Consider the following 13,457-nt stretch of genomic DNA (forward strand, 5'->3'; position numbering starts at 1 on the left):
GGATGCCGGGGGTGTGACAGGCTGAACGGGTGACGATCGTGCCCCCTGCTCCCGGCGAGCCGCGCCGACCCGACGGGCCGCGCGATCCCGGCGACGCCTGGGTCGTCGCCGACGACGGCGCCCGGTACTGGGGCCGGTTCGGGGCCGCGGGTCTGCTCGCGGTCGACGCCGAGCGAGGGGTGTTGCTGCAGCACCGGGTCGCCTGGAGCCACTTCGGCGACACCTGGGGGCTACCGGGAGGGGCGCGGCACGAGGGCGAGTCGGCGTGCGACGGGGCGTTGCGGGAGTCGGCGGAGGAAGCCGGGGTTCCCGCGTCGGCCGTGCGGCCGCGGTTGATCAGCGTGTACGACGTGGGCGTGTGGACGTACGCGACGGTGGTCGCCGACGTCGTCGAGCCGTTCACGCCGGTGATCAGCGATCCCGAGAGCCGCGAGCTCGCGTGGGTGCCGGTGCAGGCCGTGGACTCGTATCCGCTGCACCCCGGCTTCGCCGCGTCGTGGCCGATGCTGCGCGGACTGCTCGACGTGCGTCCGGCTGTGGTGGTGGATGCCGCGAACGTGGTGGGATCCGTGCCCGACGGCTGGTGGAAGGATCGTGCGGCGGCGACGGGGCGACTGCTCGAACGGTTGCGTCCGCTGGTCGTGGAGGGCATGGCTGCCGCTCGGCTGGAGCTGCCCGGGGATGTCTGGTTCCCCGAGGTGCGCGTCGTGGTCGAGGGGCAGGCGCGGGCCGTCGACGACGTTCCCGGCATCGCGGTCGTGCGCGCGGTCGGAGAGGGCGACGACGCGATCGTCGCCGAGGCGGCGGCGCTCGCCGCGGCGGGGCGGTCGGTCGTCGTGGTCACGAGCGACCGTGAGCTGCGCGAGCGTGTCGCCGTCCACGGCGCGATCAGTCGGGGAACGTCGTGGCTGGACGCCGTCTGACCGGGCTCCGTCTGACGCGCGCTGCGGTCAGGAGTCGCTCTCGTCGCCGGGGCCGCTGAGCGCATCGCGCCCGCGGAGGCGATCGATCTCGCGCCGTTCGCGCTTGGTGGGACGGCCGGCACCGCGATCGCGGACGGCGAGCTGGGCGACGGGCTCGCGCGGCGGTGTGCGGTCTTCGGCGGCGAGTGCCGCGACGGGCGCGCCGACGCGCTTGGTGAGCAGCTGGCGCACCACGAGGATGCGGTCGAATCCCGCGATCCGCACCCGCAGCTCGTCTCCGACGCGCACGGCTTGCGCGGCTTTGGCCTTCTCGCCGCCGATGCGGACGTGGCCGGCGCGGCAGGCGGTCGTCGCGGCGGAGCGGGTCTTGTAGACGCGGACCGCCCAGAGCCACGAGTCCACGCGGACGGACGGTTCGCTCACCTCTCGATTCTGCCCTGCCGAAGCCGCGAGGTCACGCCACCGTCAGCGAGACGATCGGGCGCGCCGGTTTCGGGCGGGCGACCTCGACGAATCCGGCATCCACGAAGCTCGAGAGGGCGCCGTGGAAGAGGTTGTTCGACGACGTCTTGCCGGCATCGGTGTCGACGGGGTAGCCCTCGATGACGCGCGCGCCGTGTGCGCGGGCGTGGTCGACGGCCGCGTCGAGCAGGCGGTTCGCGAGGCCGTCGCCGCGGAACTCCCGGCGGACGACGAAGCAGGTCACCGCCCACACCGACGCATCGTCGAAGGGCTCCGGCGACTGCTGGAACGCGCGCGTCGTGGCGAGGCGGGGCTGCGCCGGCCGCGGCGACACCTTGACCCAGCCGGCCGCCTCGCCGTCGACGTAGGCGATGAGCGCGGAGACGGGCGTGGCGGCGAGGTCGCCGCGGAGCAGCTCGCGCCGCTCGGCGGGCGTCGCGGACTGGAAGTCCTTGTTGCGCAGCATCCACCACTGGCACCAGCAGGAGGCGCCGTCGCCTCCGCCGGTGAGGGCGTGCTCCACATCGGCGAAGCGATCGGCGGATGCCGGGACGATCTCGATCTGGCTCATGACCAGACCGTACTCCCGGTCACGGACACGCGTTCGCGAGCACTCCCGGAAACCGGTAGGATAGGGGAGTTGTCCGCGAGCGGACGGTAGACCGGGATGTGGCGCAGCTTGGTAGCGCACTTGACTGGGGGATAAGGGGTTTACCTCCTGTCGGCCCGAAATAACTGAAAATCGATGCCACGGGATGTGGCGCAGCTTGGTAGCGCACCTGACTGGGGGTCAGGGGGTCGCAGGTTCAAATCCTGTCATCCCGACAGAAAAACCCTGATGAAAAGCCATTTTCATCAGGGTTTTGTCATGTCCGTCGACGGGTTTTTGTTGGTCCCCTCGTGGTCCCCCTGGTCGATCAGCAGGAGCGGCCGATCGCCCACCGGCATCCCTTCGGCGGCCCAAGCTGTGGATAAGGGGACCAAAAGGGGACCAGAACGCTCTGCGAGCTGTGCGGCGCATCGCTACAAGGTCCTCGATGCGCCTCGGCGAGACGGCCCGGTGGCCTTGGCTGAGCGGGCGAGGAAGGCGTTGGCCTGCTCGGCAGCGGAGGCCAGGTGCCGGTCGTCGGGGTGGAGGTAGCCGCGGGTGGTCTCGACCGAGGCGCGGCCGAGGATGTTCTGGAGCACGTGCAGCGGGATGCCGGCGTCAGCGAGCCAGGTCGCGCCGGTGTGGCGCAGGCCGTGGCGGGTGAGGTCGGGCAGGCCGATGTCTTTGACGATCTGGTCCCAGTTCGTCGCGTCCCGCACCGTCGCGGTCGTGAGCGCACCGCCTTTCGGCCCGACCAGCAGTCGATCCTCAGGCTTGTGGTCGGAACATGGACCGCGACCGGATCGGCGGTGCTGGGAGCCCTCCTGCAACTTGCTGCGATCGTCATCGGTGCTGTGGTCCTGTTGCTGATGCGTATCCGCGTGCTCGCCGTCCGGGCCCGTCTCGCGGACCTTCAGGCGGCGACAGCGCGGGGGCGGGCGCGGATCGCCGAGGGGATGCACGATGCGATCGGGCATCAGCTCGCCCTGGTTTCGCTCCGTGTCGCCGCGCTGGAAGTGCAAACCCAGGGAGAGGCACGTGTGACTGCTGCTCTGATCCGGTCCGACGTTGCCGCATCTGTCGAGCGCTTGCACGACGTGCTGGATGTACTCCGACGCCCGGATGTCGACGCCATAACCCGAGTCGAAGCAGCCCTAGGCCGTGTTGCTAAAGGCTTCGGTCCGAGCGATAGCTTGGTCATGTGCTTCGTGACTCGGTGACGGTGGTGGCGGACATTGATGCCTCCGTCGAGGTTGTCTGGCGATACCTAACGGCGGGGCGAGGCGCATGGTGGCCTGAGATGCGCTTCGAGGCCGCCGTCGGCTCGCCGCTCGTTGAAACCTGGGTCGAGGGAGACCGTCAGGTAAGCGCGGCGGGGAGTGTCACACGATGCGACGCGCCGCATGTTCTCGGATTCAGTTGGACCGAGCAGAGCTGGGATCATCCTCTCGAGGTCGTGATCGAGCTCGAAGCGCGCCTGCAGGGGACCTTGGTCACGCTCACCGAGTCAGGATTCTCCCGCGCTCGGACTCCGTCTTCGTTGCCTGCGGAACACGACGAGGGGTGGCGATACCACTTGGCGCGCTTGAAGCGTACGAGCGAGGGCGAAGCAGTCGACGTCGATGTTCAGTGAACGCTGCTGGCGAGCCAGTGGAGTGTGGCAGCGAGGCAGAGACCGGAGTGGTAGTTCCGTGCGGTCTTGTCTGAGCGCATCGCGATACCACGCCATTGCTTGAGCTTGTTGAAGCACCGCTCGACGACGTTGCGGCCGCGGTAGCGGACCCGCTGCTGGTGCCCGAAGTCGATCGGTCGCCCTCGGCGCTTGCGGCGGTGAGCGATCTGATCGTCACGCTCGGGGATCGTCGCGGCGATCCCGCGCTCGCGCAGCCAGGCACGGTTCGCTCTTGACGGGTAGCCCTTGTCCGCGAGCACCCGGTCCGGTCGCGACCGTGGCCTGCCTCTCGCGCCCGGGACGCGGATCTCGCTCAGCGTCGCGGTCAGCATGCTGGTGTCTGCCGCTTGTCCGGGTGTGAGGATGAACGCGAGGGCACGTCCCTTCCCGTCGCAGACCAGGTGACTCTTCGTTGTCAGCCCGCCGCGAGCGGCCGATCGCATGATCAGGCGGCTCGTCACCGAACTTCTTGTAGTTCGACAAAGCCCCCTGTGGTGCGCGGAAGCGTCGCACCGTGCTGGTGTACACGCACGATCGTGGAGTCGATCGATGCGACCCAGTCCAGATCGGCAGACTGCTGCGCAAGCGACTGCGTCTTCTCCAGCACCCGCGCCCACACGCCCTCTTCGGACCAACGGTTGAAGTTCTTATAGATCGTGTTCCAGGTCCCGAAACGCTCCGGCACATCCCGCCAAGGAGCGCCCGTGCGGAACCGCCACGCCGTCGCTTCGACCACCGTACGTCGGTCGACAGGGGGCCGCCCCGTCGACTTGACAGTCGGGAACAGCGGACCGATCACAGCCCACGCTTCATCCGAGATCACGTCACGAGACACGCATCAAGACTCACCCACGAGGCACCCGAACGTGTTTAGCAACACGGCCTAGGAGAGAACGATGTCGCAGGCCTACGAAGGAAAATCTTGGCGCAGACGTCCGCGGGTCGTCGCGGCGGGAATGAGACGAGCGGCCTTCCGAGTTTGCGCGTGGACGCCGCTCGGTTCGTCAGGCACGAGTTCAATGTCACCGGTGATCTCGAGACTGAACGCGAACTCGAAATCGTTGCCGAGCAGGGGAAAGGGAATCGCCCAGGGAACCATGAGCTTGCCGGCTTCGGCGCGTGCCATCAGATTGTCGAGCGCTGCGGGGTCATCTTCGTACCAGAGAACGAGCTCGCCGATGCCAACCTCGGGCTCTAGCCCGGCGACCGTGTCAGCGATGATGCGTAGGCCTACGCCCTTCTGATCTGCCAGAGCCTCCATGTTTTCGGGCAGCGCGATGGGCCGCTTAGTTGCGGTGCTGATGCGGGCCAGGTCCTCGACGGCTGCGACCAGGTCAGGTGGGATCGGTGCTTCACCACTGAGCGCGAGGGTGTGCTCGGCGACTCGGAGACCGAACTCGTCTTGTGGGCGCAGCCTGTTGTCGTTGCCCCAGGCTGCGCAGAAGCGTAGCGCGGGCAGGACACGTTGCACGGGCTCGCCCACCCAGAGGTCGCCGCGCATATCGAGCTTCACCTTCATGGATATCCCGTTCGGGGTGTTGAGCATCACGAAAAGATCGACGCCGATGTATTCCTCGGCGTCGGTGCCGTGGAGATGTTCGCCGCCTGCAATGCCGCGTCCTGTGCGGCGCAGCGAGAAGAGCCGCTCGGCCAGGCGTTTGCCGTCGGTGTCCTCGATGACCCAGAGGGACCGGGCCGTTGGTTCGTCGTCGAACTCACCGACAGCCGGGCCGATTCGCAGCAGGTTGTCACTGGCGGGCAGGTCACCGCCCAGCCCTCCGGGGAGGTCAATAGTGAGTTTGTCGACGACATCACCATCGAGGGTGACGGGCGTGCCGTAGTCCCGCCATTGCTCCCATGCCTCGCGCTGCTCGGGGGTCATCCGCTCGGGATACACGGTGTAGCTGCCCGGGATGGGACGGTCTTCCAGGGCGCTGTCGTACTTGGTGGAGACATGCCAGGTCACGTGTGGCGCCTCGGGGCTCGTCCGTGCGATCACGCTGGCGACGAGTCCGACCCAGGGCGTGATGACGGGCAGGTCCGCCGTTACCTGGAAGTCGTAGTTGAAGTGCGGGTCCGCCGCGTTTATCTGCCGGTGAAGTTCCGCCAAGGGGGCCGACGCGTCACCAGGTTCGATCTTTGTCGGATCCATCGTGAGGTTGTGGAGCCCGGCGAGGCTGCTCATCTGGTTCAGGATCTCGCGAACCTTCTCCATGCCGTCGCCGAGGTAGTACTCGCGGATGTTAGGCGATTCGAGCAGCAGATCCTCGATCTGCGTGAGTCCGAAGACTTCAACGGGGAACGGTGCGTTGAGCTCTGTAGCAAGGTTTGCGAGCCATGTCTCCTGCTCGCGGGTGAGATCCATCGGTAGCGTCAGATACCACCTTGCGATGGTGTAGCGAGAAGTCGTGTCTTGGTGGGACGCGATCGCGGTCTTCAGAGACTTCTTGATCTGGCTCTTCCGCGAGTCGTCGAGTCCGTCCGCGAACTTCTTGACCTGGTAGTCCTCGACGTGGAACTGCGACTGCCCTGCGGGTACCAGGACGTCTAATCCACCGTCGCCCTGGGAGGGTCTGATGCGTCGCGCATGCTGGTGTCGGCGACACAGTCCGACCGCGATCATCCGCTCGATCGTGTCAGGGTCTACGACGGTCCACGGAATCGCGGTCATCGGGGCGCCTCCTTCCTGCTCCTGGGGATCACTCGAATGTCATCCTCGCATCGGAGGTCATGGGAGGTGAGCGGTCTGCCACGACGTTTGTGGTGCTTGGGTTGCTCGGCTCAGGTTCATTGGCCCCTGGGGTCGGGCGACGTACTAGTCTTCGGCTGTCCCCGCGAAGGATACAAGACGTGGATTCTCGAAGCCGTCCCAGCCGTTGTAGGCGAAGGCTTCACGTGCTGCCGCACTGTTCATGTGCCGGTACACGGCCGCCAGCTGCGCGTCGGTACCGTCAAAGAGTGCGGCGCGCGCGACGGGGTCGTCGAGCAGGGTGAGGAACGCAGGCTCGGCCCTTGCCGAGTAGTAGAGAGCGAAGTTGGTGTATGCGCCGAGCTTGTCGTTTTCGTCTTTGCCGGCGTTCGCGACGCCTCGGTAGACGTCGAACTCAACCAGCAGATTTGTGAGATCTCGCGGTTGACCGTCGCCGAGCAAGTCGAAGAGGTGAGCGGCTACGGGTTTGGCGGCCTCGATGACGCCGCTTCGCGTGCCTTCTTCGTCCTTCAGTAGCTCGGCTCGGGCGACCATGACTTCGGCCTTTCGGAGCAGCGATTTCCAGTAGCCACCGTGCGTACTGATGGGAGTGAGGCGGACCAGGGCCGCCAGGCTCTCCCACTGCTTCTCCTGCACGAGAACGACGCCGAGGGCATAGAGATGCATGAGCACTTCCTTGTGGCCGAGCGGGAACCGGCGCGGCTGGCTGACGAAGTCTTCATCGACCGATTCGTAGATGGCTCGGTAACCCTCGATTGCTCGGGAGAAGGCCGTGCCTGCTGAGTAGCGCGCGGAGAGCGCAGCGATGATGTCGAGCCGGTCGAGCTGATCACCTAGTTCAGCCGCGACAGCCCTCGCGTCCTTGCCCGTGGCGGCATCGACGACGGTGACGGCGTCGCTGATCGTCTTCCGCAGGAGGAGATCGAGGCCGACTTCGTCGCCGCGGCGGATCAGCTCGGTGACTGCTGCGCCGAACGACTCAGCTGGCATTTCGACGTTCACGTTCACGAACCCGCCCGGCTCGAAGGCTGGGGTTGCGACGCGGATCGTCTCGAAGATGTCTCGTCGCCATTCTTCCTTGCGGGCCGCGATGACTCGCTCGATGATGCCGCGTGCTTCGTGCTGATTCCATCGAACGCTAGAGGTGCCGCGACGCACGAACACATCTCCGGCGCGCCAGACTGTCTTGTTCTCGTACTCGCCGTCTTTCGACATGATCCGCATACCGTCCCGGTTCGGGCCGACGCCGATCAAGAGGAAGTCGTTGGACTCGATGCGATGGAGGGCGGCGCTGAGGTCGATGGGCTCGCCGAGTACCGCGGCGACCCTGGATCGGATTTTCTGCTCATCGAAATCGCGGGCGGCTTCAGGCGCAAACAAGCCGCTCGGTGACCCGTGATCGTCAGCACCTACGACGATGTAACCACCGTCAGGGAGGGACTCCATCGCGGCGATGTCTTTGCACAGCTCGATGAGGTCAGGCTTCTGGCGAGGGTTCCATGTCGCCTTGAAATCGAGATCATCCGACTCGGCGCCGCGCGCGAGCAGCCCGCGCAGGCGATCCAGGTCGACGCTCATCGGCATAACGGGAGACTACAACGGCGAATCGGTCGTCGGATTGGCTGCGAGCCAGGATTACGACCTGCGGCGACGCTGCTGGCGCCGCCACGTACCTTGGTTGAGTGAGCGGGGCAAGCTGCGGATTTCGGCATTCGGGTTGTCGACTCGAGCCCGGTGTGCCCGCCAAGCGCCGGGACCTGCTCGGGACCATATGCATGCAATTCATGTAAGTCATGACGTGAAATGGTGCCGTCTGAGGGGCAGAGATGCCCGGAAAATCAAGGAATCGGGTCGAACCGGGTACCTGGGGGTCAGGGGGTCGCAGGTTAAAATCCTGTCATCCCGACGGAAAAGCCCTGATGAGAAGCTATTCTCATCGGGGCTTGGTCCTACTTGGCTACGGGTTTAGGCGTCCTGCGTGGTTGCTCCAACAGGTTCTAGCGTCATCGCCTCCGCGCGAGCGAACCGTTGCTGCCCTTGCGAATCAAATTCAAGTGACGTGGAGGCTCGCTTCGCTCCATCCAAAATGCTGATTCGTTCGTTCCGTGGCGAGCGTGAGATCGGTGGTGTCGGTTTGCAAGTACGCCCACCGTCAGAGATGCAAGCAGGGACACAAGCTAGTACCATGCACGCAGCGGTCATGCGTCGCTGATCGTCGATACCATCAAATACATGACCCGTCGAAGCTCCGAGCGCGCGATAGCCGAAGCGCGCCGACGAGGTGCCGCGCAGGAGCGCCGCGGTCAGAAACGAGAGATCTTGTCTCCTGCTAGGCCAGCGTCAACTAGCGTGCCAAGCGACTCACAGGCTGCATTGTGGGTCGCTTCCCGAGCCGGTGCGCGTGCCGGGCGCGGCTTTCGTTTTCAGGATCTGGTCGCGACGCTCGTCGTATTGCGTCTGTGGAGCGAAGGCGACGCGACCGCGTTAGTGACGCCGGAAGGGTACGACGACATTTCGGTGCAGTCGTCCAGCGGGGCATTCTTCATCCAGGTCAAGTCGCGACGCGATAGTGCGGGCGATTTCGCGGCGACGGACCTACGCAAGGACTTGCGTTCCGTCGCAAAGGCTTGGGTGAAGCGTAGGGACGCCGGACTCCCAGCCACGACGACCCTCTTGCTCGAGCGCCCGGTCGCTCGAATCCCAGTACCCGAGTGGGGGAGTGAGGCTGCACAACCTGGCTCGAGTCCCCCGAGTGAATTGGCCAAGGAACTTGACGCTCTGTCGTTCGAAAACGATCAGGATTCGGTTGCCTTTGCGGCCTCCGCCTCAGTTGTAGTCTGTCCTGACCCGCACGCGCGGGCGATCAGCATCATTACCGGAACTCGCGATTTTCCGGATGGTCTTGCGGAGATCATTGTGGCTGCCGTCTGCACCCTAGTGGGTCAGGCTAGCGACGCGAACGCGGACCCGGATATCGCGAAGCGCGCGACCGTGGAAATCGCAGGCATCGATGTCCTCATAGACCAGGTCCTGGCGACCGTCGACCTCGAGTTACTCGATGAGGCAAGGTCGTTGGGGATCTGCGAGGCAATCGACTGGAGATCATCTGCTGATGGTTCGGACCTACGGCAGGGCGTGCACGTGGGAGCTTCTCACGTCGTTGCCGGGTTGCTCGTGCCTCGTGTTGAACTCACACAGCAAGTAGTCGAAGTCGCGGTGACCCGCCGGTTGGCAGTCATCGCCGGACCGAGCGGCAGCGGCAAGAGCGCACTCGCGTACGCAGCCGCGTACGAAACCCGGAGGCTATATCGCTGGCAGCATGTCCACTCGTTGACACCAACGGGGCGCACAGGGCGCGATGCTGTCGCACTTCTTTCCGCGCGCATTGAGGCTTTGCGGCCGAGTGCGTATGCGCCTGTGGGAGTCCTCATCGACGACGCTGGTCGCCACGACCCAGATCTCCTCGATCGACTACTTAGACGGCTCGCGGACCTGTCGAACGTGATCGCCATTGTTTCGATTCGAGAGGAAGACCGCTTCCCTGTCCCGCTGTTGTCGGCCATCGCCACGATAACGCCCATGCTTGACGACAGCTTTGCAGAGCAGCTTTGGCGCGACTACCAGGCGGACAATCTCACTGAATGGGCCGGATGGCGGGAACCAGCCGAGCGAGCAGGCGGTCTTCTACTGGAGTACGTCACGCTGCTCACCGAGGGTGTGAATCTCACCACTGTCGTCAGCGCGCAAGTCGCCGCACGCGAATCAGACCCGAGTCGACATCTTGAGCTTGAGATCCTCCGGCTCGCATCGTGTGCCAACCAATACGGCGTCGCCGTCCCTGCCCATGCGATCCAATCCGCTCTGGATGCCGACCACGGCGCATTCGTCGCTGCCAGCCGCCGCCTCATAGACGAGCACCTTATCGTTGAGGACTCGGGCAACCTCATGCGGCCGCTGCACGAAATCCGATCCGCAGCACTCGCCCGGGCAGCTCACCCCTTTGGGCAGCAGGAGACTCTCCAGCGCATTGTCCCTCTAGTGACCAGCGCCGAGCTCGCGCGATTCCTCCGACGAGCACTCGAGTCCGGGGCTGACCAAGCCGTGATGATCCAGGCCGCAACCGAGCGCATCACACGCGATCGCACTCTCCAGACGCTCGTCGCAGTCGCATCCGCTTTCCGTGCTGATGGACTTCGAAGGCGGGCCGACGACTGGAAGCTCATCCTCGATGAATGTGACGTTGATGCTGGCAACGCTGTAAATGCGTTTACGATGTCCCGCACCAAGCCGCGCCCCGACACAGAACATCTCTTCAAGCCCGAGATTGTGGCAGCCATTGAGAGGCTCCGCAGCGTCCCGACCGATCCAGATCTGCAACCCTTGTGGCGAAAGATCGACGCGACGCTGGTCGAAGAACTCACGACCGCTGCGGTCCTCGATGACGAGGCACCCCAACTCCTGTTGCAGGCCATCACCGTACTTCGCGGTTTCGACGTCACAGCTCTGGAGGCCACGGCGGGTGCAATCGGTGCACGCCTGACGGGATGGCCGCTGCACGACGCGGCCGACATGACGGAGGCGTTACGTCGCGCGGCACCTGAGCTTGCGGAACACGCTGTCATCACAGCCGGCGGCGAGCAGCTCCTCTTGCGCAGGATCGCGACAGAAACACCGTGGCTAGCGTCGCTGGAACGCGTAGCCGACGGGGTGGATGGCAGATGGATCTTCATCGACGAGGAGCTACAGCCGAACCAGAACGACGCTGTCGTTGAGGTCTGCCGACTGGCCCTCGCTCTTGCGCCGACAGCGTTGATCGCCCGGGTGGGTGCGGTGGATGCCCTTGGGCGCTTGGCCAAGCTCGGCGACTACCCGCTCGCTGACAAAGCGATTCCCCGAGAGAATCTGCCCCATGCCCTCGAAGTCTCCGATAACAGAGCCCAGGCTCGAGCCTTGTCGCGAAAGTACGGCGCGGGCACGTTGACCTCCAAGCTTGCGGTCGAGGCGAAAGCACTCGGGGCGCTCCTCGATCTGCTCCCAGAGATCGCGCTCGCCCACCTAGGCAATCGAACTGTGACTCGAACGATCGTTCGCCGGCTCGAATCGGTCACCGCGCTGCTTTCCGAGATGGACTCTCCGGCAGACGAGGGCTACACGGACGAAGTGCCCGGCGCTCTCGGTGACTATCCCGTCGAGAGCGACGCCGCCACCGTCGTGCGAATGCTGCTCCAGCAAGTCATTCCAAGTCTTGCGCGGGCAGATGTAGCCGAGCGGCGCCCCATCCTGACTGTCGGAACGCTCGACAGTCTCATCCAGAAGGTCGGTGCACTGATCGAACTCGACCGATACCGCTACCTCCCCGACCCGCCCGACTGCGCTCAGCTACTCGACTCTCTCCGCCAATTGCGAATAATCGCGTCCGCCAGCGCAGGATCGGACTCATCAGTCCGCCTATCCATGCGGGCCGCTGCTGGGCGACACACGGGAACCGCTCGGATCGCCGCAGCAGCTACCGTTGCGACCGAGCGCTCTTCCGCAGCCTTGCAGAAAGAGGCTGATCGAATGCAACTTGCGCTCTCAGACGCGGGGTACGCGGTCGCCGTAGTGCCGAGCCTCTCCGATCACACGATGATGAGTTGGCCGCCCGGAGACCTAGCGATCATCGTGGAAGGAGAGAGCCTCCTCGCCCATCTAAATGCTCTCGCATCTCTCACGGATGCTGCGAGAACTGCTGTCGAACATCCAGACCGGCGTATATGGATTGGACTGCGCTCAGCTAACGGTTACTTGACTGCCTCGATCTTCCAGGTTGCGCATCACGGGGTGATCCCACTTGGCGATCGTGGAGCGCCGTCCGCATTCGCAGGCTCGATCGCTGCGACCCCAATCTCTGATCCCTATGCGGCTTACCTCAAGCAAGCTCGTCGTCTCTCATCGATCGCAGCCGTCATCGCGATCCGCGGGAGCACTCTGATTCCCGACGAGGAAGGACGGGCGCTTGACGAATCCTGGGACCGTCTCGTCGGCCTCAAAGCGCAGATCGATGAACTCACCTCCGCTCACGCCGGGACCGAGTACGTGTCCGCGCTCAGCAACATCTTGACGGTCATCGGCGCAGCGATCACTGATGACCTGTCCACCGCAAAGGACTCGGCAGAAGGAGGCCGATCTGGATGGGACGAGATCGCGAGCTTGCAAAGCCTGCTGTTGCTAGACGCGGAGCAAGCGGCGGTACCGGGCGCCGACGCTGCAGTCGTCTACGGCACAGCCGTCGTCATCGCGGACATCGAAGACAGTTTTGAGAATGCGGACTACCGGGTTGCGCGCATGCAGGAGGCGGTCTCGGCACCCTAGCCGGGCAATTCGTCCGTCTATAAGCTGGCCCGAGCCGACACGCCGATGCGGGTGCCACCGTGCCCGCTAACCTAGACCCGTACCCGCACCCGCACCCGCACCCGCACCCGCACCCGCACCCGCACCCGCACCGAAGCGCGGCAAGGCTAACGACGACGAACAGGTATCCACATGCGACGGACCCTCACCGTGCTCCAGCGTCCGCACGCCGCCGTACGTCCAGACCGCCGTCTCGTTGCGGCCGCGCAATGAGTGACGACTTCCAGTCAGAGGCCGGCAGCACCCGCGTGAATCATCCGCGACCTATCTATCTCGTTGTGTGCCCTGTCAGCAGTACCGAGGACGAGGCGTATAAACCCATCGCACACACACTTCCGTCCGGAGTGGACGACCCCGCGGTCAGCTTCGATCCCGAACTTGTGCCAATCCTGCCCGCGGTCTGGTACGCCCTCCACCTGCCCTCGACCCGATTCGACACCGTCGATATCCCCTACATGTCCGCTATTCGCGACCAACTCCGCGAAAAGCGCCGACACCTCATCTTTCCCGTGCCGGCATGCGCGGTCCAGAACCCGATGATGCTCGCCGGGCTCACTCGACTCGGGGAACCCATGCTGATCATCAGCGATGACGACAACTTCACCGCCGCAACCGCCGCATCCAGAGACGGCGGATTCGCGCTCCCACCGGTTCGCGTCAGAGACCTGAACGCCGCGATGCTGAAATGACATTGGCAGACAATCAGCGACC

General features: G+C 64.9%; 10 protein-coding genes, 1 tRNA gene and 2 pseudogenes. 7 read left to right on the forward strand and 6 right to left on the reverse strand.

Annotated features, from left to right (window positions below; all coding sequences use genetic code 11):
• Window positions 1-29 precede the first annotated feature (29 nt).
• Window positions 30-923 carry an NUDIX domain-containing protein gene (locus MHO01S_RS14595; protein WP_060960693.1) on the forward strand — a complete coding sequence of 298 codons (894 nt, stop codon included), beginning with the start codon at window positions 30-32 and terminating at the stop codon, window positions 921-923.
• A 27-nt stretch (window positions 924-950) separates the two neighbouring features.
• Here the strand turns inward: MHO01S_RS14595 and MHO01S_RS14600 are convergent, their stop codons facing one another.
• Window positions 951-1,346: an RNA-binding S4 domain-containing protein gene (locus MHO01S_RS14600; protein ID WP_061782526.1), complete on the reverse strand. Its 396-nt coding sequence runs from the start codon at window positions 1,344-1,346 to the stop codon at window positions 951-953.
• Window positions 1,347-1,377: 31 nt separating this feature from the next.
• The gene (locus MHO01S_RS14605; protein WP_061782527.1) at window positions 1,378-1,956 is read right to left on the reverse strand and encodes a GNAT family N-acetyltransferase; all 579 of its coding nucleotides are present in this window, start codon (window positions 1,954-1,956) and stop codon (window positions 1,378-1,380) included.
• A gap of 180 nt (window positions 1,957-2,136) precedes the next feature.
• Here MHO01S_RS14605 and MHO01S_RS14610 point away from each other — a divergent pair.
• Window positions 2,137-2,210: transfer RNA gene (locus MHO01S_RS14610), tRNA-Pro, on the forward strand.
• Window positions 2,211-2,408: 198 nt separating this feature from the next.
• Here MHO01S_RS14610 and MHO01S_RS16965 read toward each other — a convergent pair.
• Window positions 2,409-3,068, reverse strand: coding sequence for a tyrosine-type recombinase/integrase (locus tag MHO01S_RS16965; RefSeq protein WP_231735178.1), 660 nt, complete (start codon window positions 3,066-3,068; stop codon window positions 2,409-2,411).
• On the opposite strand from MHO01S_RS16965, the gene MHO01S_RS17035 reads away from it, so the two are divergent.
• Together MHO01S_RS17035 and MHO01S_RS14620 are read left to right on the forward strand one after the other, a co-directional pair.
• Window positions 2,961-3,194: a hypothetical protein gene (locus tag MHO01S_RS17035; protein ID WP_371836327.1), complete on the forward strand. Its 234-nt coding sequence runs from the start codon at window positions 2,961-2,963 to the stop codon at window positions 3,192-3,194. The genes MHO01S_RS16965 and MHO01S_RS17035 overlap by 108 nt on opposite strands.
• Window positions 3,176-3,607, forward strand: coding sequence for an SRPBCC family protein (locus MHO01S_RS14620; protein ID WP_231735177.1), 432 nt, complete (start codon window positions 3,176-3,178; stop codon window positions 3,605-3,607). Before MHO01S_RS17035 ends, MHO01S_RS14620 begins: the two co-directional genes overlap by 19 nt.
• Here MHO01S_RS14620 and MHO01S_RS17040 read toward each other — a convergent pair.
• From MHO01S_RS17040 to MHO01S_RS14640, 3 genes and pseudogenes are all read right to left on the reverse strand, one after another.
• Window positions 3,601-4,481 (reverse strand): annotated as a pseudogene (locus MHO01S_RS17040) (IS5 family transposase). The gene MHO01S_RS14620 and the pseudogene MHO01S_RS17040 sit on opposite strands and share 7 nt — an antisense overlap.
• Window positions 4,482-4,553: 72 nt before the next feature.
• Entirely contained in the window at window positions 4,554-6,317 is a 1,764-nt protein-coding gene (locus MHO01S_RS14635) for a hypothetical protein (protein WP_060960688.1), read from the reverse strand.
• Window positions 6,318-6,461: 144 nt separating this feature from the next.
• Entirely contained in the window at window positions 6,462-7,934 is a 1,473-nt protein-coding gene (locus tag MHO01S_RS14640) for an AlbA family DNA-binding domain-containing protein (RefSeq protein ID WP_167626540.1), read from the reverse strand.
• Between the two features lie 654 nt (window positions 7,935-8,588).
• Here MHO01S_RS14640 and MHO01S_RS17045 point away from each other — a divergent pair.
• From MHO01S_RS17045 to MHO01S_RS14650, 3 genes and pseudogenes are all read left to right on the forward strand, one after another.
• Window positions 8,589-8,948, forward strand: a pseudogene (locus MHO01S_RS17045) (dsDNA nuclease domain-containing protein); the annotation flags it as partial.
• 165 nt (window positions 8,949-9,113) lie between these two features.
• Entirely contained in the window at window positions 9,114-12,707 is a 3,594-nt protein-coding gene (locus MHO01S_RS14645; RefSeq protein ID WP_231735176.1) for a hypothetical protein, read from the forward strand.
• A gap of 383 nt (window positions 12,708-13,090) precedes the next feature.
• The gene (locus MHO01S_RS14650) at window positions 13,091-13,435 is read left to right on the forward strand and encodes a hypothetical protein (protein WP_061782528.1); all 345 of its coding nucleotides are present in this window, start codon (window positions 13,091-13,093) and stop codon (window positions 13,433-13,435) included.
• Window positions 13,436-13,457 lie beyond the last annotated feature (22 nt).

The sequence above is a fragment of the Microbacterium hominis NBRC 15708 genome (assembly GCF_001592125.1).
In the GTDB taxonomy this organism is placed as follows: domain Bacteria; phylum Actinomycetota; class Actinomycetes; order Actinomycetales; family Microbacteriaceae; genus Microbacterium; species Microbacterium hominis.